Source organism: Pedobacter sp. PF22-3 (genome assembly GCF_026239555.1).
Lineage (GTDB): Bacteria > Bacteroidota > Bacteroidia > Sphingobacteriales > Sphingobacteriaceae > Pedobacter.
On record NZ_JAPIVP010000007.1, the window covers coordinates 192,503 to 213,355 of the forward strand.

16 protein-coding genes are annotated in these 20,853 nt (G+C 37.9%); 2 read left to right on the forward strand and 14 right to left on the reverse strand.

Annotated elements, in window-relative coordinates:
* Positions 1-3: 3 nt before the first annotated feature.
* The 10 genes from OQX63_RS11375 to OQX63_RS11420 all read right to left on the reverse strand — a co-directional run bounded on the left by OQX63_RS11375 (position 4) and on the right by OQX63_RS11420 (position 15,352).
* Positions 4-4,239 (reverse strand): RHS repeat domain-containing protein, encoded by a 4,236-nt coding sequence (locus OQX63_RS11375; RefSeq protein ID WP_265850988.1) that lies wholly within the window; start codon positions 4,237-4,239, stop codon positions 4-6.
* A 130-nt stretch (positions 4,240-4,369) separates the two neighbouring features.
* Positions 4,370-4,978 (reverse strand): hypothetical protein, encoded by a 609-nt coding sequence (locus tag OQX63_RS11380; RefSeq protein ID WP_265850989.1) that lies wholly within the window; start codon positions 4,976-4,978, stop codon positions 4,370-4,372.
* A 13-nt stretch (positions 4,979-4,991) separates the two neighbouring features.
* Positions 4,992-5,960 (reverse strand): pyocin knob domain-containing protein, encoded by a 969-nt coding sequence (locus tag OQX63_RS11385; protein ID WP_265850990.1) that lies wholly within the window; start codon positions 5,958-5,960, stop codon positions 4,992-4,994.
* A gap of 604 nt (positions 5,961-6,564) precedes the next feature.
* Positions 6,565-7,056: an outer membrane beta-barrel protein gene (locus OQX63_RS11390; protein WP_322974378.1), complete on the reverse strand. Its 492-nt coding sequence runs from the start codon at positions 7,054-7,056 to the stop codon at positions 6,565-6,567.
* On the reverse strand, positions 7,053-8,975 hold the full coding sequence (locus tag OQX63_RS11395; RefSeq protein WP_265850991.1) for an outer membrane beta-barrel protein: 1,923 nt from the start codon (positions 8,973-8,975) through the stop codon (positions 7,053-7,055). The genes OQX63_RS11390 and OQX63_RS11395 overlap by 4 nt, the downstream gene beginning before the upstream one ends.
* Positions 8,941-11,139, reverse strand: a complete 2,199-nt coding sequence (locus OQX63_RS11400) for a M56 family metallopeptidase (protein WP_265850992.1) — start codon at positions 11,137-11,139, stop codon at positions 8,941-8,943. Before OQX63_RS11400 ends, OQX63_RS11395 begins: the two co-directional genes overlap by 35 nt.
* Before the next feature lie 13 nt (positions 11,140-11,152).
* The gene (locus tag OQX63_RS11405; RefSeq protein ID WP_265850993.1) at positions 11,153-12,712 is read right to left on the reverse strand and encodes an N-acetylmuramoyl-L-alanine amidase; all 1,560 of its coding nucleotides are present in this window, start codon (positions 12,710-12,712) and stop codon (positions 11,153-11,155) included.
* Positions 12,709-13,077 (reverse strand): BlaI/MecI/CopY family transcriptional regulator, encoded by a 369-nt coding sequence (locus OQX63_RS11410; protein ID WP_265850994.1) that lies wholly within the window; start codon positions 13,075-13,077, stop codon positions 12,709-12,711. The genes OQX63_RS11405 and OQX63_RS11410 overlap by 4 nt, the downstream gene beginning before the upstream one ends.
* A gap of 819 nt (positions 13,078-13,896) precedes the next feature.
* The gene (locus OQX63_RS11415) at positions 13,897-14,565 is read right to left on the reverse strand and encodes a DUF1345 domain-containing protein (RefSeq protein WP_265850995.1); all 669 of its coding nucleotides are present in this window, start codon (positions 14,563-14,565) and stop codon (positions 13,897-13,899) included.
* A 4-nt stretch (positions 14,566-14,569) separates the two neighbouring features.
* The gene (locus OQX63_RS11420) at positions 14,570-15,352 is read right to left on the reverse strand and encodes an O-methyltransferase (RefSeq protein ID WP_265850996.1); all 783 of its coding nucleotides are present in this window, start codon (positions 15,350-15,352) and stop codon (positions 14,570-14,572) included.
* Positions 15,353-15,396: 44 nt separating this feature from the next.
* Between OQX63_RS11420 and OQX63_RS11425 the strand changes: the two genes are divergently transcribed.
* Complete coding sequence (locus OQX63_RS11425) at positions 15,397-16,266, forward strand: transglutaminase-like domain-containing protein (protein WP_265850997.1); 870 nt, start codon at positions 15,397-15,399, stop codon at positions 16,264-16,266.
* Between the two features lie 61 nt (positions 16,267-16,327).
* Positions 16,328-17,413 carry a glycoside hydrolase family 18 protein gene (locus tag OQX63_RS11430; protein WP_265850998.1) on the forward strand — a complete coding sequence of 362 codons (1,086 nt, stop codon included), beginning with the start codon at positions 16,328-16,330 and terminating at the stop codon, positions 17,411-17,413.
* Here OQX63_RS11430 and OQX63_RS11435 read toward each other — a convergent pair.
* The 4 genes from OQX63_RS11435 to OQX63_RS11450 form a co-directional block, all read right to left on the reverse strand.
* A complete protein-coding gene (locus OQX63_RS11435) occupies positions 17,380-17,862 on the reverse strand; it encodes a CAP domain-containing protein (RefSeq protein WP_265850999.1) in 483 nt (160 codons plus the stop codon). The genes OQX63_RS11430 and OQX63_RS11435 overlap by 34 nt on opposite strands.
* A 63-nt stretch (positions 17,863-17,925) precedes the next feature.
* Positions 17,926-18,753 (reverse strand): glycoside hydrolase, encoded by an 828-nt coding sequence (locus OQX63_RS11440; protein WP_265851000.1) that lies wholly within the window; start codon positions 18,751-18,753, stop codon positions 17,926-17,928.
* A gap of 339 nt (positions 18,754-19,092) precedes the next feature.
* Positions 19,093-19,893, reverse strand: coding sequence for a hypothetical protein (locus OQX63_RS11445; protein WP_265851001.1), 801 nt, complete (start codon positions 19,891-19,893; stop codon positions 19,093-19,095).
* Positions 19,894-19,934: 41 nt separating this feature from the next.
* On the reverse strand, positions 19,935-20,849 hold the full coding sequence (locus OQX63_RS11450) for an alpha/beta hydrolase (RefSeq protein WP_265851002.1): 915 nt from the start codon (positions 20,847-20,849) through the stop codon (positions 19,935-19,937).
* Positions 20,850-20,853: the final 4 nt, after the last annotated feature.

Consider the following 20,853-nt stretch of genomic DNA (forward strand, 5'->3'; position numbering starts at 1 on the left):
CTATCAATTTGTAGCTGTTGCCTGATTGTACTTGTATGACCTGGTGACCTCACCTTTTTTATTTGTCTCGTAACTTAATCGATCCCGGGTATCATAATAATAATTTACCGCCTCTCCTTTATCATCAATCACCTTAACCAATAAACCATTATCGTTATACGAGGACATCTTAAATTCACATCCCTCTGGAATAATAAAGAACTGCTGATTTGAAGTTTGCGAACTGAACGTAAAAACCAGTTCCGTTGCAGCAGCCGAGTTTGGCAGATCATTAAGATCCAGAAAGCCCCTCCTAATATCATTTTTTGTTTCTGTATTATGCGTACTTAAATTTTGCTCTGCACCTCCATTATATACAACTTTATAGTTGCAGGAAAAATCATTTAATGATGTGAATTGCAGGCGCTTATGATTCTGTTGATAAGCAGACAAACTCATTCTGATTTCAAATTGTCCATTTGGAGCCACGATGTAAGTTCTGTTTCCAAAAAACTGCCTATAGGACGCTTCGTTTATCGTATAACTTTGCAATGCCTGAGAGAAATTTTTAAGTTCCTGAAAGGTGAGGTATGGGGAAAAGTCCTGATCATAACCTGGGATATTTGCAGCAGGAACAGCATTGATTGCGGCAACAAAGCGAGATTTAATATCTAAAAATGTCTCGTAACTTAAAAATTTTTCTAACACGAGAGTAATATTGTTGGTCAACATATATACAGGATCATCATAAATGCCATATCCCTCGTCCCTGACTTGCATTAATCTTGCCCTCAAATCCTTTATGTATCCTATATTATCATACGCATTAGAACTAAAATTAATATTTGGATACACAGCAGGTTTTCGGATCGAAATCCCTCCATAATCGGGCAGCTTAAAAATTTCAGCTCCGCTGGCTCCCTTAACAACCAGATTACTATAATAATCGGATGCAAACGATTGCTTTACAAGGCCATTATGAGTGGTAACTCCTGACTTCTGCATACCCCAGCGATAAGCTTTCCAACTGGTCTGTGTAGAGAGCTTATATACGTTATGCCCTTCGTGAAATAAGGTTTGATAAGGTGGACTGGAGCTCATTTCTTCTGACCATCCAGGTGAACCCGGAAGAAGAGCTTGATCAAGTTCTGTTTCGTAAGTGTTTGCAGGCAAAATGCAATTTACATTGACCGCTCCATCGGTCATAGAGTTAACAGATACAAAATCCTGCAACTTCCCGCTCGCCAGCCGCCATAATGATTCTGCCGGACTGAATACCCACCGCTGTTGTTCAATTACGTCTTTTAAACGATTGGATGATTGCTGCGCATCTATAAATGATGCAACACCATGATTATAATCTGCTACATATTTAGTTTTAACCAAATTCCGTTCCCCACCGGCTCCAATAATTTCTACACGTGTTGCATAAGTATGTGATGGATTGTCATAATGTAAGATTTCTTTGTTCCACGAACCTGATCCATAATTATTTGTAAATAGCCAATTGACATCGTATGCGGCAAAGTTTGGTCCATTAGGAATAGCCTCCCCACCCTCAGTCAGACGCTGTTCTGAAGACCAGGTTTCTTTTTCCTTTAGCACAACTTGCCCCCCAGTCCTAAAAACGTATTCTGTAGGCAAATTGGTAATGGCAAGCCTTGGAGCCATATTGTAAAGATATAAGTCTTCAAAAGAAAAGGTGGTCGTGCCGAAAGTAATAGGAGGATACATATCCATACTATATGGCAGTGCTTTATAAGGAAAAGCACGGTATTGCGTTCTCAATCCATTAAACCTATACGGGCTGGCAAAGAAAAAGCGGCTATAATAGCCTTCGCTGACTAACCCGATAAAAGGTGTGACATCATTTTCATCTGCCTGGTATTTAAACCTTTCTACCCGTTTCAACTTTCCGTTTTCATCATAATCAGCTTTTGCTAACAACAATCTTTCCAGCCAGAAGGGATAGTCACGACCAGAAGGGCTAAATTTCAGATAGCGATACCCTGTTCTCCCCAGCCCTTCAGTTGATTCCTCAACATAGCTATAGAACACATCTTCATTACCGGCACTTTGAAGCTGACCGCTAAAATCATAAGGATCTGAAGAGATGACAATATCACTTGGGAACGAATTGGGATAATCAACCTTTAACGTCATCGATTGATAGCCCCGTTTTACATAGAATCCCATGCTTTCCATGTTTCCAGATGATGTACCACCACCAGGAGAAATAAATTCGTATTTATAACGCTTTACATACTGATGACCCAGTCCGTCATGAGCTGTTATTTTTTTTATCCTCAATCCTCCTGCGAGAACGCGACCGGACACCGTATTATTTTCATACTCAAATTCGTGCTCGCCGCCCTCGGGTAGCTTGACTGATTTTAAACTCCAATGCACTGTCTTTTCCGGAACAGGCGTTCTGGAATTGAAAGTAAGTTCTGAAGAGCGAACATAAGAGAAATTGGGAGATGAAGAGAGAAGTTCAGCAACAGGCGACAAGGGCCGTGAAGCATAACTTAATTCGGAAGGTATTAAGCCTGAATATTCTTCGAGTGTTGGTTCTCCATTATAAAATCCCCAGAAATCCTTTTGTTCTGGTCTAACAATTTGATCTTCATTGAAATATTCAAAAGTATAGCGTCCTTCCAGATCAGATGGATCTGAACCTTTTATTTGCACAGCTTTGAGAAAAGGGTTAGAAAATCCAAGAATTTCGGGCGAATATTCGAATTTAACTGTACTTGCTATTGTAGAGGTTCCATATCCAACCGTAATCTCCTTTAAAAAAGTCTTTAACTGTCTGTCAAACAATCCACGCATCGATGTTTCGTAGTTGAAGTTGATGGTAGAATTTCTCAACAGAATGCGTTTCAATAATTTTACCTGCGTAAAAATAAGTGTAGGCAAAGATGAAGCAGATGTTTCCCTAAATGAATAGGTCTGATATAATTGAACCAACAAATTTTGTATAATGGGATCAGAATAAACAGTATAGTTTCTCTCAGGAATGGATTTAATCAGCCTTTGTATTTCAGCATCATACCTTGCAATGGCATAGACATTCATTTGAGCAACGGAAGAATTGTTAAATTTTGATGCAAGCTCAACAACCTCAGCATCTGAAAGCGGCTCGATGGATGGACCATAGCCCATCATTTTTAAGCTTCGCTCTTCATTTTCAATACTAGCCTGAAGTGTAGCCATCTGTTGTTCCAGCGCATAACGTGCCTGGACATCTAAATTTAACTGTTTAATGCGATTATTTATTTTTTCTGTTATCAATGGCGCTTTGCCTAGCTCCTTCCATGTTTGCCCATATACAATTGCGGTTTGCCCGGTTAAAGACCGACTCTCTGAACTAACGTCTGGAAGGTATTCAAATCTTACAGCTTCGCCAATATGGCTTATAATTTCTGTCAGGTACCATGCGTTTGGAGCTTGTCTTGCCGTATAGCTAAGGCCACCGCCACCAGGTTGGACGTAAGCACCAAGCTCTTCTATTTCCATAAATTTAAATACATCCCCTTGTGTATTTGTTACGTGAAATCCACTAATTTCACCAGTTATATCGCTTTGTATGATATTTATTTTAACATCGGTTTTTTCCAATGGAACTGCCTTTATTTTGATCGGCATGCCTTGTTCCACAGGAATGGTTTCAAGAATAAACTGAACATTTAGCCCGCCTTCGGCATAATTTAGTGTAAAGATATCCGATTCTCCATCTCGCTCTCCGCTGTTGACTTTATTTTTAAAATCCGGCAATAATGACGGGTCAGTAGGTATAGGTTGATATACTGATCCCCCCCATGGGCTATCGTCTACCAAACCGCGAATACTACGATAGACTGCGCCAGTTCCGGTAAGAGCCCACCCAAGGCCTACTACGGAAGGATTTTGTTCAGTTTTAATACCCTTCGCAGAATAAGATATACCTAAGTTGATTTCTGGTCCATCGCCATCGCTTTTTTTCATCAGAGGGATTCGGTATGTCATCACCCCAGTGGCGTAATCTACAGAAGTCCCCTTTCCAACCTCACTACTTGCCATAGCATTTGTGCTCGGTGTGATATTTTGTGCCATCGAAGTATTGCAAATAATCATTGCAATAAGAACAAAGAATACTCTACTCATTAAATTATAAATCTTAGTTAAGCCTGAAATAAAAAGAGTTGGATACCCATCAAACAAAATATTGGAAAACCTGGTGCTTCCATATGGAAGGAATAAATTAAAATTGAATTTCATTGGGTTTGAGAAGTTAAAAGATTAAAATAAATGTATATATAACCAAAGATAAGGCATAGTTATCAGGGAAATCGCCAGGGCAGACGCATACATTGCACCTTTACTGCCAAAATAGTAAGTTGTACCATCATTATCCACAAGGGTAAAATTCTCCTTCAGAAAAAAGAATCCTGATATTATCGAACGGTACAGGAACAATACTATAAATATTACCAGAGCCATCCTTAAGGAAATAGAAAGACCCTGATTTATTCAGCAATTTATAGTTAAACTTATCCGGCATACCATCCAATTGACCTTCAGCAATTTTATGACAATCTAGATTGTTTCCCACGTTGATAGGATATCGGTATTGCTCCTCGCCCCATATATATACTCTTATCTTATTGTTTTTGACGTAACCAACACGTCCGATATCATCAACCCCATTAACAATTCTTGTAATTTGTATATCAGAACTGAGCGACCAGCCCATACCGGAGCGGGTTGTGCGTTCGTGGATTTTGAAACCACCGGCATGGTAGCTGAGCTTGATGGGCAAACTCAGATTCCCCGCCTGAACGGTATATAAGGGAACCGCAATATCCGGGATCCCCGTATTAAAATTGACGGGGTAGTTAACCATTTTAGTAAGAGCGGCAGCCTCTGGCGATACTGGTACTTTAGGTTGTGGCTGTGCTTTTGCAAAGTGCTGCATCAATAAAAGCAGAACTAAAAGAAATAGTTGTTTGATTTTCAAGAGCATTCAGATTTTAGTTTAATTTATTTTTCTTCTGTTTGATACTATTTTTTTTCAGCTGATCCATTTCTTCTCTTAAATCCTGGATTGTTCGATTTTGTATTTGGAGTTGGTCCTGTTGTTGCTTAATGGATTGATGCTGGTCTATCAGATATAAAGTCAGCTCCTCAATCTTTTTCAGTAACACCTTATTCATTTCACCCAATGAAACCCCTTCCTTTTCTACGGCTGCGGAGGCAGGCACACCAGGCAGGTGTTTATGGGTATTGATGTAATTTTCGGTTTCCCCCAGATCAGGAAGCTGATAACCTTTCTCAAAAACGTAATCCGGCCAGTTGCTGGTTTCCACCTTAACTTCCTTGGCGCGGATGTTGCCGTTTACAGATAACATCTCCTTTGGCGATGCCGTTCCAATCCCTACCTGATCCATGAGCAAGATCTTATGGCCACCATTGGACCGGATGATGAACCCACTCTCCTCCCCATTTCCTTCCAGATAGGCATTTTGACCATCAGCCCATAGTTTTACATTATCCGATGTGGCAGTAGTATTATCTTTATTGTAAGCCATCAAAATACCATTAAGTGTTATATCCTTACTGGTAAAACTATGTTGGATGGAGTTGAGGTTACCACTATGGTAAATTTCATTCCATGGGCTATTGGTGGTACTCTGCGTATTACGGAAAGCGAGGCGGTTACCGAAAAATTCACCGCTGATTTGCGTGATAAAGTTATTACCAGGGTTGTGATGCCGGAAAGAGAGCACATGCCACCAGTTACTGCTGCCAAAAGGCGCATTTGCCATACCAGCGCCGTTTCCAATCACAAGTTTACCAACAGGTGTAATCGCATCAAGATTTTGCCCTTCCAGTGAAACATTATCCAACTGGGCCCGGGAAACATAACTGCTAAACAGGAGTGAAGAGATCAGCAAAATGTGTTTCTGCTTATGCTTTAAAAAGTTGTAGAGAGGTTTCATTATTATTTTGTCTTAGTTTTTTTGATAAACTTTCAAGCATTTCTATGGCTTTCAGTTTATAACCATCTGCAAAAGGATTTTGCCATCTTCGGCCTGCAAACGACGAAGATTGCTCATACGCATCCATAGCCAATGCAGATACTATAAAGTGCTGATAATATTTAGTATTCAGAAAGATTACGACCCTAACATATTATATGTGCAAAAGAATGAATCTGAATCTTCTGATGCTATCTAATAAGTTCTGGTTATTACTTTGGAAAGGATAGGGTTAGTGCTCACCTCCAATTCATATGAATTGATTTGAATATTCATATTGGCAGAATTTCTGAAGAAACTCTTAGGCAAGAAAAATGTAGAAAAGCCAAATAGCGCTTTATGATTGTAATTTAGCATGAGATCGTTTATTAAGTTTCTGCTAAGTTATTATATCAAAGTGAAAAAGTAAAATCTTTTTGACGAACGATGCTTTTCGAGTGAAATTCCAGGGGTTCGAAGTGACAAACTGAAAAAAGACTATTAAAGAGAGTAGAAAAATATAATGAAGAGTCCTATTTCTGCCTGATCAATTCTTCTTCCATCATCCATATTACATCTTCCATAATTAATTATTCCTTCTCCGCTCCTCTTCATTACCCAACTTCCTATCCTGCTGTTTAATTTTTTCATTGCCGAAATTATAACGGAAAGTAAGCCGCAACTGGCGGCTATCATAGTAGTTATTGTATTCCTGCCTGATGTTGTTGATCAATCTGCTAAAGCGGTACCGATTAGTTTTTAAAACATCACTGGCTGTAATGGCCAGCTGCATCTTTTTATTGAGCAATAAAGTCTTCACCCCCAAATCAAGATTATATTGATTTTTATTTTGATTCAATCCATCAACAGTTGGGAACTGGTACCACAGGCTTACTTCGCCTAAAATGGTTTTTGATGTATTAAAAACAAACTGATTTAGTGTAGAAAAGTAAGCCCCAAATCCTTTTAGATTACCCAGGGTTTGTGCAATACTGGAATTAGCTGCATTATAGAAAACATCCAACTGGTTGATGCTTTCCCAGCCCTTCAGCGCATTAAATGTAATGGCATTACTCAGTTGATAGTGATAGCAGTTATAAAATTAACCGGTTTGGAAACCTGTATATTTGTTTCCTTATCAATAAAATTAACATCGTTAAAACCATTAGTAGTTTTGCTGAAAGATAACGAAGTGGTAAATATAGTATAGGTATGCGAAAATTCGATGTTATCATTATAAGAAGGCTGCAAAAAGGGGTTGCCTTCAGCATAAGCATATCGGTTGCTGTACCAACGGAAAGGATTTAATTTGCGGTATGGTGGCCTGTTAATCCGGCGGCCATAGTTGACCGAAAAAGTATTTTTATCGCTTGCCCTGTAAACTACGTAAAGCGTTGGAAAAAGGCGGAAATAATCAATCCGATTTTGTTCATTAACCGAAACGCCATTAATCTGTGTATATTCTCCCCGCAGTCCAGCCTGGAAATCCCATTTTTTAATTGCTTTATTAAAATTCGCGTACAATGCCTGGGTATTTTCGTTGTAATTGAACAAATTACTTTGTCGTGGATCTATCTTGTAACTCCCATTCTGAGACTGGTAAAAAGCAAGATCGCTTTGGTTTTTGATAAAACTCAGCTTTGTACCGAAAGACAATTTAAAGGCTCTGTAAGGAAGATCTACATCAGCTTTCAAGGTATATAAATCGATGTTTTGTTTACTGGCCGACAGGTATTCGGCAAAGGAATTCGGAATTATTATTCCGTTTTGAAAATAACTGGTATTGTTAAAAAACCTGTTTTTATCATCTCTATAGGTAAACCAATCGCCATTAACGGTGAGTTGCTTTCCTGCTGAATCTAAAGTTTGTTTTAAATAGATATCCGCCGAATGATAATGAGACTTGATTCTTGCATTGGCGTCAGAATTCAGTACCGAATCTAAATCTCCCGTTTTGTTGTAAACTGTGGTTTTAATATTTTCTTCCGAATGAAAATTGGTTAGCCCACCGTTGTAAGATAACCCCAACAGCGTTTTTGGGGAAGCCTGATATTCTATTCCGATCTGTCCGCTGGGCACCGTTCTAAAATTCCGGTCTTTATTTACAATGTTCCAGGTTTGCACGGGATAAAAAACATCGTTTTGCTCAAAGGGCATAAGCGATCCTTTCCGGATATTAAAGTTTGAAGAAAGTGTAATTTTATTTTTCCGGTAACTTAAATTTCCACCCGAAGCTGCAGTAAAATAACTTGCTTTGGCTGCAGCTAAATTTACCGAACCTTTGAAACCTTCTGATGTGGCTTTTTTGAGTATAATATTAATTAAACCATTGTTTCCCTGTGCATCATATTTGGCTGGCGGGTTGGTGATGACTTCAATCTTGGCAATATTAGCTGAGGAGATGGATGTTAAATAATTCGTCAGTTCATCTGCCGACAAAGGCACCAGTTTATCGTTAATCATCACATTAACCTCGTCTTTGCCCACCAGCGAAACCTTATTGTCCAAAACGCGTACACCAGGAACTTTTGAAAGCAGTTCCAAAACATCAGTTCCGATTACGGAAATACTATTCTCCACATTAAAAACAGTCCGGTCGATCTTTTTTTCGAACAATGCTTTTTTAGCATTAACCTGAATATCGGCAAGAGTAGCTGGATTTCTTTGAAGTTGAACATTGATTACAGTATCACCTGTTATTGTAACTAACCGGCTTACGTTTTGAAAATTGATTGCAGAAAAAACAGCCGAATATTTTCCTGCCTGTAATTTGAATTGGTAAGTGCCTAAACTATCGGTTTGGGTATAAAATAAGCTATTCTGAAGTCCAGAAATTTTAACCGTAACAAATGATAAAGCTTTAAACTCCTCATCGGTTACCTTGCCTGACAGACTAAACTGTGCTTTGCAATTGATGATAATAAAAAGAGCGCGAGAAAGCCTAATGCTTTTATCATTCAAACTATTTATTGCCCTGCCAAACCTCAACTTTTCCATTAATATCAAATTCACCATAAGAGCCGAGCATTGTTATTCCGGTTACTTTATTACGAAGGGTAAGATTTTTAGCTGTTATTTTTTCTGTATTTCTATTATAGCTAGCTTCATCTGCTGAGATGCTAAAATTCTTATAATCCAATTTTGCTTTGCCATAAAGCGTTACAATTGATTTATCCTTACTCATTTTAACAGAATCCTGGGCACTGTAACTTACAATCGTATTCACTTTATTATCTGCCTTTGTTAAAGAGTCTCTCATTCCCTGCAACATCTTTTGGTCAGGACCAAGCCCTTTAAAAACTTTGATAGCCCCATTGCCATTTTCGGCATTATAGTTTCCATTTCTCAAATTAAAAACAATAATTTTAGCAGTTGCAGATCCACCTTCTTTAGCTTTTAATACTGCATTTTTGGCGATCATTTTACCATTAAGTTGATCCAATTCTACATATTCGGCCTCTAGTCTACAGTTCACAATATCGATAACTGCATTTTCCATGTAAGAAACTTTATGCTGCACATCACCGGTTATTTTAGAAAACGAGATGATTTTAGGCGCAACTGGTTTGGCAACTTCAGTTGGTTGATTTTTTATTGCAGCAACTTTCTGTTTCCCGTCATTAAAATAAAACCGGTTGTAAAGTGCTTCATTTTTGATCAGGTATTTTTTAGGTTCAGAATAAAGTACGATCATTTTATCAGTAGCATAAATATTTTTTGTCACCAATTTTTCGCCGATAAATTTAATCAATACCTGGTCGCCTACTTTAAAGTTATCATCCTTTATATTTTGATGCTTAAGATTTAAGTTGATGGTAAAAAGACCATCATTCAGAACGATCTTTTCAATCTCACCATTAATATCTTTTTCTATCGTTTTAATTTTAGATGAGGCAGAACGCGCTTTATTGGCTTCATACAAAAAAGCATGTTTTTCTATCTTTTGCTCATAAATTAAGCTCCCGGTTAAAGTGGTAACTTTTGTTGCATTATAGATCGGCTCCTTGGTTTCTGCAATAACTTTTCCGTTTTTATCGGTTTTTTGCATATTAAAGCCTTTACCTGATATATATGCGATCAGTTCATCGCCAACTTTAATCTTTTCTTTAAAAGTGGTGGCTTCAATCGGATAAATCTTTCCATTCGATAATAAATCGAATGTATAAAGACCTATAGTTTCTTTTTTAATGTTAAGGACTTTCCCCTTCAAGGCTCCTTCGTAAAAATCTTTCGAAGGTTTGCCTTCATCTTTTATATTTTGTGCATACACTACCTGAACGGCAAATAGCCATACCAATCCCACAGCAACGGGGATGGCCAATAAGTAAGTTAATTTTTTCATGTTTTTAGATTTTGAGTGGAACAACATTTTAATGCGGTCTTTAATGGGGCTTTTCACAAAATTGTGGATCAAGGGGATATCACTTTTAGTTATAGCCAGTTTTAATAAAAGATTGGCATATGCCTGATTTCCATAACCTGTTGAAGTGATTTCATCTGCTTCATATTCATGCACCTGCTCTAAAGCTTTATCATATAGGTAAACTATGGGATTAAACCATAAAACAGATTTTAAAACCATTAAAATAATTTTATCTATCGAATGGTATTGCCTGGCGTGTACCTGCTCGTGTCTAAGCAGAACCAATAAATCCGTTGCACTTAAATCCGCATCATTTATAAAAACATAGTTAAAAAAGGAGCAGTTGGTAAAACCTTCTGTTTTGGTAATCAGCTTTAGGCCACTACTATTTTGGGTATAACTTCCTGTATGTTTAAGCAAAACGAATAAGCGCCATAGGCAAAGGAGCAATAAAAGCAAAGCGATGCCACTATAAGCATAAGCCATTATGCCCACCCAATCAATTTTAGGCGTCATCACCTCTGACTGGTATTCGGCCATAACTGGCTGAATAAGTTGCACAGGGGCAGGTTGAATTGGTTTTAAGTCAGGCATGCCCACAAGCTCAGTTTCTAACATGGGCATTTTACGTTTGACCTCAAACTGCAAAGCCGGAATAATAAAACTCAAGAATAAAGAAGCCAGCAAATAAAAACGATTGATTTTAAAAAAGGTGAGCTTTCTTAAAACCACCAGGTAAAAACCAAAAAATAATGCCGTACAGGCAGTAACTTTAAGCAGATAGGTTAACCATTCCATAGTCCTGTTTTATTTAACATCCACGTTTCGAAAAAGCTACAAATCCGTCCAAAATCAAATTACTGATTCTCCGGATATTTTTTTCCTGATTAATATATTGTAATGTTTTACCATCCGAAATATTCCCAAGTTCTATTAAAATAGCAGGTATTTTAGATTCGCGTAACAATAACAGATTCGCATTTTTTAGTGAATCTCTTACTTCCATCCCTTTAAGCTGTTTCAGCTTGCTTAAAATTCCAGCGCCCAGATCTTCAGCAGTTTTAATATTGCTGTTCAGTTTCGAAACATAAACTTCAACGCCACCGAAAGGCACAGCCGCATTTGCAAGTGTTGCATTATGATGGATGGAAATAAATGCCGTAGCCTCCTGTTTCGGTAAACGATCTCTTAGTGATAAAAACTGATCGGTACTCCTGGTTAATATTACTTTTATTCCTCTTTTTTCGGCTTCTTCCTGCAGTATTTTCACCGCCCTTAAGTTCAGGTCTTTTTCTTTTTGTCCATCAAGAGCAGAAACGGCTCCATCTTTTCCTCCATGACCAGCATCAACAACCAAAACAGGTTTCACTTCTTTAAATGCAGCTTTTGCATTTGGATTAACCTTAATATTGCTGTTTAAATAGTTCATAGCATAAACATTCGGCTTTGCCACCGCATCTGCAGAAGGCTGATTCCCTGCCGATTTTCTCTCAATAATAATTTCTTTTTGGTTTATAAATGCCATACAGCAAATCATTAATACCGGAATAATGGCTAAATAAACAAGTTTTTGCGGCTTTGCATTTGGTTCTTTGTACATCATCATAATCCTGTTTTTTAGTGGAAGTTTACTAAAACTATTCATAGCTAAATTTTGGGTTGGCATAGCCAGATTTAAAAGTAAAGAAGCATAAACCTTCTTATCTGCAACTTTAGCAGTTTCACGGTCGGCCAGAAATTCGTGGTTATGATCAATGGCATTCCGCCAGAAATAAATAATGGGATTAAACCAAAGGATTGCCGCAACCAAATTGACTAAAAGTTTGTCTACAGCATGTAATTGCTCCACATGGACAGATTCGTGTTTAATGACCAGATTCTTTTCTTCATACTGTAAAGAGGAGTCGATAATAATCTGGTTTAAAAAAGAAAAGTTTTTTATGGTAGATTTCTCATCAACCAGGATAACAGCTCCACTCCTATCAATAGCGTGTTTACGCAGTTGGATCTGAATACGTACCATCACAAACAGCATTCTAAAAACAAGAAAGGCTAAAATTGAGCAATAACCGTACATAAGCACTTGATCCCAGTTTAGGCTATTATTGGCGGCGCTACCTTCATCTACAAAATCATGCTCAACAACACCATCGTTGCTATAGGCAATTTTGGACGGAACTTCGTGACTAGCTACAGCTACTTCGTGATGGTTTTCGATGGTAACTGCCGGAATAACAAAACTCAACACCAACATCAATAATAAATAAATGCGGTTCAGGTTAAAAAATGTGAGTCTGGCCAGCAATAACTGGTAAGCGGCAAAGAACATTAGTGTACAGGCCGAAACCTTTAATAAGTAAATTAAAATCATGGCTTTGTATCCTGGTTAATGATTTTCTTAATTTCTTCTATATCTTTTTCACTTAGTTTTTCCTCTTTTACCATAAATGATAATAGGCTGGTTGGAGAATTATCAAAATACCCTGAAAACAATTTGGAGAAGGTAGTTTTGGCATATTCATCCTTTGTAATGGCCGGAAAGTATTCGTAGGTTTTCCCATAAGCCTTATAATCAACATAGCCTTTCTTTTCTAAAAGCCTGACAATTGATGAGATGGTATTGTAAGGGGGTTTAGGTTCCTCTTCCAGTTCGTCTATAATATCTTTCACAAATGCCTTTTGCAGTTTCCATAAAACCTGCATAATGCGCTCTTCGGCTTTGGTTAATTCTTCCATACCCAAATCTATAACTTACTTTTCAGTTTTACAACTATAAAACAAGTTATATTACTGAAAAATCAGTTTAAAATCATAATAAACTGATATAAAGTATTATAAAATCAAAATCTGCATCTATTTGAAAACGAAAAGCCTGTGGTTCTTGGCTCTTGTAGCCCTGCCATCCGCTTTATCCCGATGAAAAAATCGGGATGCCCGCTGTTGTCAGGTTTATGACCGAACGGCTTGCTCCCGGCATGTGCCCAAAAGCATTTAACCTTTGTGACTAAACCCGATCGAATTGGTTCCGGTTTTTCACCGGAAAGAACGGAGAGCGAGACTGAAGACCGCCAAAAGAATTGAACTGTTCATTTCCTAACTTTCAACATGTTTTTTATTTGAAAACGAACGGCTTGTGGTTCTTGGCCCTTTTAGCCCCGCCATCCGCTTTATCCCAATGAAACCTGTGAAACAAGCAAGCACACAATAAAAATAAAAGAATCGTGCTTAAATCGGGATGCCCGCTGCTGTCAGGTTTATGACCGAACGGCTTGCTCCTGGCATGTGCCCAAAAGCATTTAACCTTTGTGACTAAACCCGATCGAAGTGGTTCCGGTTTTTCACCGGAAAGAACGGAGAGCGGGACTGAAGACCGCCAAAAGAAATGGACTGTTTATTTCCAAAAAACTGCTATAATTGGCTGGAATAAATCTTTTCACGGCACCTCCTCCTGTTAAAAGGTGTGTTTTAAAGATCCTTTACTGCGTTCAGGATGACAAAAAATTTGGGATGATAGATCTCTCCACTTCTCCATGCTTCGGTCGAGATGACGATTCGTTATTTGCTTAGCCCTGCCAATGCATTGATGGTTAATGCCACAATTACGGTATTAAATATAAAAGCAATTAAACTGTGTAAAAGGGAAAGCCGTCTGATTTCCCTGTTCGAAATTTCAACATCTGATACCTGGAAAGTCATACCCAACACAAAAGAAAAGTAGGCAAAATCGACAAAATCAGGTTCATCATTACCTGGAAACTCCAATCCCGAACCACCCTTTTCCGATGCTTTTTTCTTCTTGTCACCATAATACAAATGAGCATACCGCATGGTAAAAGTAGTATGCACCAGAAACCATGATAAAAACATGCCCATTATGGCAATCACCAGATCAAGCGGCTCAATATCTTTATTAATGAGCAGTAAAACTACTGCAAGTAAACCAGCAAAAGTAGAAACCACTACAATGGCAAAAATTTCGCCACGGGTTTCATCCTGCATTTTGGCCTTTAAATGCGTTTCGGCAGCAGAGGTATGAAAAAACATGTACCAATGCAGGCTATTGAGTACCAGGCAAAAAATATCCCACCCAAACATAATATGCGTAAGGGTATCCATTTTACAAAGAAACGAAAGCAGGTAAGCTGCAATACCGGAGAAAAGACTGATCAGCAAAACAAAGAGTGCCGATCGTTTTTGAATACCTGCTAATTTCGGTTCCTGCATGGATTTAAAACTTAAGTTTAAAATGTTCTTTAGCCTGTCCTTTTTTAAAATAAACCAATCCAATCCAGAACAAATCGATGGTTACGGTAACATCTGGGTGGTTTTTAATTTCGGCCCAGGCTTCTTTCATCCCTTCGCTCCAATAAATATCATCAAAAATAAGTAAAGAGTTTTCGGTTACTTTCGGCAGGCACCATTTAAAATAATTCAAGGTAGCATCTTTACGGTGATTTCCATCAATATAAACAAAATCGAGGCTGGGTTGCTGAGCAATAATATCGGGCAAAATTAAATCAAAATTACCCACATGAAGTTCGATATTTTCTAAATTCAGGTCCTGGAAGTTTTTTCTGGCTACCGCTGCAGTTTGTGGACAGCCTTCTATCGTAACCACCTGGGTTTGGGCATCTGTTTTTGCTAAGTAGGCTGTTGTAATACCCAAACAAGTACCCAATTCGATCGCACTTTTTGCTTTGGTACTTTTAGCCAACCGATAAATAAGCTTGGCTAATCTTGGGCTCTTTAATGCATTTTTGGCAATCTGACTGACTTTCTTAGTTCGGTTTTTATTCAGGTGAGAACCCGCACCGAGGTCGGTAACTGTGATTACGGAATCGTCATTAAAAAGTTTTTTTCGCTGCTCCTCTATATTTTTATATTCAGATTTGTCGTTTAAATCGTAAATTACCTCATCGGCGAGCTTGTACACAAATGGCGAATGCGTTCCATGCCTGCTCTTAGCTGTTAAACGGTGTTTAAGGTAATCTGTAATAAATTGAAATAACATAATATTGCAAAAGTAATTAAACGCCGCAAACGTATGTATGTTTTATGGAAAATATCGCAGAGATAAGTGCTTTAGTTAAATTATTAGACGATCCGGACGAGGAAGTGTACCAACATGTGGAAAAAAAACTGCTTGAATATGGTGGCGAAGTGATCCATTATTTAGAAAATGCCTGGGAACAATCTTTCGATGGCCTAATGCAGGAGCGTATTGAAAACATTGTCCATCAAATCCAGTTCAAAACGGTTAAAGAAGATCTAAGCCTTTGGTATTTAAGTGGTGCTTTTGATTTATTGCAAGGCGCCCTGATTATAAATCGTTATCAATATCCTGATTTAGATGAGCAAAAGGTAATTAACCAAATTGAAGAAATAAAAAGAGATATCTGGCTGGGCCTGCAGTACGAAATGAGTTCAGTTGAGAAAGTAAAACTAATTAACCACATTTTATACCAGCAATATGGCTTTGGCGGTAACACCAAAAACCACCACGACCCGCAAAACTCTTACTTAAATCAGGTTTTAGAAAGCAAAAAAGGCAACCAGATTTCATTGGCCATTATTTATTCTACCTTGGCTCAAAAGTTAGATCTGCCTGTATACGGGATTAATTTGCCGCAGCATTTTATTTTAGGTTATATTGATGATAGTAAGCAGGAGGGTTCTGAGTACGGTGTGCTATTTTACATCAATGCTTTTAACCGGGGTAATATTTTTGGCAAACATGATGTAGATCAGTTTCTGCGCCAGCTTAACCTGGAAGCTTTGCCTGAATATTATAAACCCTGCAGCAATACCGATATTATCCGCCGCGTGATTAGAAACCTGATTTCAGCTTACGAAAATGCCGGAGCAACAGAAAAAGTAGCTGAATTAAACGAACTCCAAAATATTTTAGCAGAAAAACAGTCTTAAATTGCCTATCCACGTGTATAAAAAGATCATTAACCTACCCAGCATTTGCCTAATAACCTTAATGCTATCCGCTGGCAGCCTAAAAGCGCAAAAAACCGTTAAACCAAATGTTATTGCTTACTATACTGGTCAGGGATCGGTTATTGATAGTTTTCCAATTGAAAAAATAAGTCACCTGATTTTCAGTTTCGGACATTTAAAGGGCGACAGTTTAAACATTACGTCAGCCAAAGATTCGGCTTTGATTTCGAAAATGGTTGAGATGAAAAAACGTAACCCTGATTTAAAGGTAATGATTGCTATGGGTGGCTGGGGTGCCTGTTCTTCTTGTTCGGAAGTATTTAGCAGAAATGAAGGGCGAAAAACATTTGCCAAAACAACCAAAGCACTTTTAGATTTCTTTAAGGCTGATGGGATAGATATTGATTGGGAATACCCGGCAGTATTGGGTTATCCCGGGCATCGGTATATGCCAGATGACAAACACAACTTCACTTTATTGATTAAAGAACTGAGAAATAAACTCGGTAAAAAAGCAGAGATTAGTTTTGCAGCAGGCGGAACAAAAAACTGCATTGACTCTTGCTTTGAATGGGATCAGGTAATGCCATTGGTAAACCGGGTAAATGTAATGAGTTACGATCTGGTAGGTGGATATGCAACACAAAGTGGCCACCATTCTCCATTGTATTCTACCCCGCAACAAACTTTATCTGCAGATTATGCAGTAAAAAATTTAATCGGTTTAGGTGTGCCCGCACAAAAAATTGCGCTAGGAGCAGCATTTTACGCCCGTATCTTTGAAAATACCAGCGATGCGAACCACGGTTTATACCAACCAACAAAATTTTTAAACAGCATTGGTTATAGAGATTTTAACAAACAGTTTTCAACCCAAAATGGCTATACTTATTATTGGGATGAGACAGCCAAAGCGCCCTATTATTATAACCCAAAAACGCGGTATTTCGTCACCTTTGATGATCCTAAATCAGTTTCATTGAAAACTCAATATGTAATTGATCAAAAATTAAATGGCATTATGTTCTGGGAATTAGCTAATGACCCCTATAGTAATGGCATCCTGGATGTAATTGATAAAACAATAAAAGATTATAAAGAAGTACCGAAGGTTACTACCCAATAATTTTGTGCGGAACCTGCGCCTGCTTCTTTACTTTTAGCATCCATCATGGCTTTACAATGGCTTACACTGTTTTTCCACGCATTAATGACCTGATCTACCTCACGATATCCTCTGGCTAAATTTTCAGCCCTAAATTCGCCCTTATAACCTGCATTTATTGCACGTTCGGCCGGAGTACCTCCATCTGGAGATAAATGATCAAAATAATTTTGCTCAGCCATATCTTTTGCATGCATTATTGCCGCAGTTTGCAGCTGATTATTTAGGGATAAATCAGGCACTGGGGCCATATATTCAGCACCACAATTACATCCGTGCTGTCTGATCAGGTTAATTTTGCTAACCAATAAGGCAATATTATTTTCGGGCGCTGCTATTTCATCTTTTTTGCACTGCACCAATAAAACACAGAGTAACGTAACACCAAGTACGATCAGGTATTTATTCATATATTATTACGCTACAATGGAGGCAACTTTACAGTTGCCTCCAAATTAATTGTTGTTTAATTACTAAAAAGCCCTTTCTCTGCCCAGGTAAATATTTTTACCGGTATAAAAAGTATCGCCAGATGGGCCAGGCGAGCCACTATCACCTTCCATTTGCATGTTGATAATCAGCCACATCGGTTTATTTACCGAATTACTCATGGTATGCTTGGCTACCCAAACATTATCAATGTAATAATGGCAATCTACATCAGTTGCACTTACTTTGTTGTACCAGCATTTATAATTGTGGTACGAACCTGCATTAGAAACTGTCGTAAGTTTATTCTCCCATCCACCATCATAAGTGTTTTGCCAATTGGTATTATTGCCTTTAAACTCCATGATATCACTTTCTGGTGGCCACGAATTAACGCCTGTAATCCAGAATGCAGGCCAGGTACCCTTACCTGTTGGCACAGCGAAATCTCCTGAAATGGTATAACTCGGGAACTGATCATTAATAAGCACCTGTTGCTTGGCATGGCATGCGCCAGAATTATACCAAATGGCCACATTGGTAAAGCCATTAGCTGTACTGTTTCCAGGCGATGAAGCCAAACGGCTAGCTTTAATAGTTAATACACCTCCGCTTAACGAGATTTGATTATGATTAGAAGAGCTGCCCACCATACGTGCCGATCCATTATGATCGGTACCCCATGGATAGTTATAATTCCATTGTGCTTCAAAATTAGCATAGCTGGCAAAAGAATTGCCATCAATTAAGGTCTCCCAGGCTTTAACCTGGCCATTTTCCGATTTAACTTCAGACTTATCTTTTTTGCAAGATAAAAATCCGGTAAATAGGCATACCAACAGTAGGCACCATTTCATTTTTTCTTTACTCATTTTTTTTTGACTTAGGTAAATATTTGGTTAATTATAAAGCAATTCGCTTGATCTTAATTCATAAAAACTGAAATACAATTATGTTTACGTTCAAAAACTATAGACCCTTTTGTATTTTAATCAGGAATTTCTAGACCATTTATGGCACATTAAGATTAAAAACTACTTTATTGTAATCAAATATGTACATATCGTAAATAAAAGATAAGGGGCTAAATCGTAAAAATAGAGTGGTAAATTGGGAGTTATAGTTTCTTTTAAAAGAAATGAGCAAAGATCATAATAAAAACAAAAGCCTGACCATAAAATTATGATCAGGCTTTTACCAATATTTAAATCCTATTTACAATTATAAACTAAGCTTACTTTGGTTAAAGATGTATCGGTAGCACTTCCACCGTTGTTAGTATAGCTTTTAATTACAATAGATGTTGCATTCCCTTTACTGTCAAAAACATAAGTGTATTCCGCTGTATCTACACCAGACAGCTTACTAGAAGTTGTAACAGTTTTCTTGAGTACGTTTTTAGATGCTTTTCCAAAATAGTTCCCAGGTACATAATCTACAATGGCAGAAAGTGGATCAGCCATCTGGTATGTATTTACCGCAACTTCACCTGAGTATTCATAAGTAATTGTTTCTACACTAGCATCTTCGGCATAGGTTACTTTCTCCTGTGTTAAATTACCGCCTGTATAGCTAAGTTCAGCAGTTGAATTCAGAATATTCCCCAGGTAGCTTTTAACAACAGTTAAATAACCATCTGCATTATAGGTGTAGGCCCTGGTTGCACTTACCCCTGGAAAAAAATCAGACATATAACTGGAAATTGCTCTACCGTTTGCCAAGGTAAGTTCTGTTTTTTCGCCATTTTCTAGCGTACCGGTAATTTTAGTGGTAGAATAAGTATAAGTCATGGTTTCCCCATCACTCGTTGCGCTGATTAATTTACCAGAAGCATCATATTTATAGCCGATTTCAACTTCGCCCAATGCATCAAAGTCGGTCTTTAAACTCGTTAGCTGGCAACCATTTCCATTAGGATTGGACCTGGCATTCCAATTAATTTCTTTTTTACAGCCTGCTATTGCAATGATTGCAACTAATGCTACCATTACATACTTGAGTGTTTTTTGCATTAATATATCCGGTTAAGAGGTTAAAATATCCGACAAAGATATTAAAATTTCTCTTTTTTCAACCAGTTAACCAACAAGTTAAACCAATCTACATCAGAAGTTTTGTTGATCAGGCCAAAGCCGTGCCCGCCTTTTTCGTATAGGTAAATATCGGTATCAATCTTATGTTTCTTCAGTGCCTCATTCATTAGTACACTATTTTCATAGGGAACAGTTTGATCATCTTTAGCATGTACAAAAAAAACAGGGGGCGTGTTTTGATTCACATTTTTATTTGCCGAGAAATAATGTTTTAAACGATCAGCAGGATTTGGTCCCAGTAAATTCTTCATGGTACCCGTATGCACCGATTCTTCGAAACTGATTACTGGATAAATTAAAATAGCAAAATTTGGCCTCAGATTTATCTTTTCAGGGTTAGAAATTTTAAGATCATTATAATGGGTTACCAAAGTTGAAGCAAAATGTCCACCAGCAGAAAAACCCATAATCCCAATCTTCTTGGTCTCAATTCCATATTTTTTGGCATTCTTTCTAACCAGGTAAATAGCTTGTTGTGCATCCTGCAATGGACCATAGGTTTTATCAACCATAATTTCATCACTAGGCAAACGATATTTCAATACAAATGCAGTAACGCCAATGGCATTAAAGCGTTTAGCTACATCAGTTCCTTCATGACTAAAGGCCAGAGCACCATAACCACCCCCTGGGCAAATAATTACGGCCGTTCCGGTGGCAATATTTTTAGGCGCTTCAAAAACCGTTACTGTAGGTATAGATACTTTTGTAACACTTAACGTACCATTTGAACGTACTTCTGTATTTTCTACATAGGTTGCTGGCGTAGGTTTTGCACCTGGAATGTCGCCAGTATATAATGGGATTACTTCCTGTGCATTCGAATAGTTAATTGCCATAAACAATAACATGATAAGGATTGATGATTTTGCCATTTGT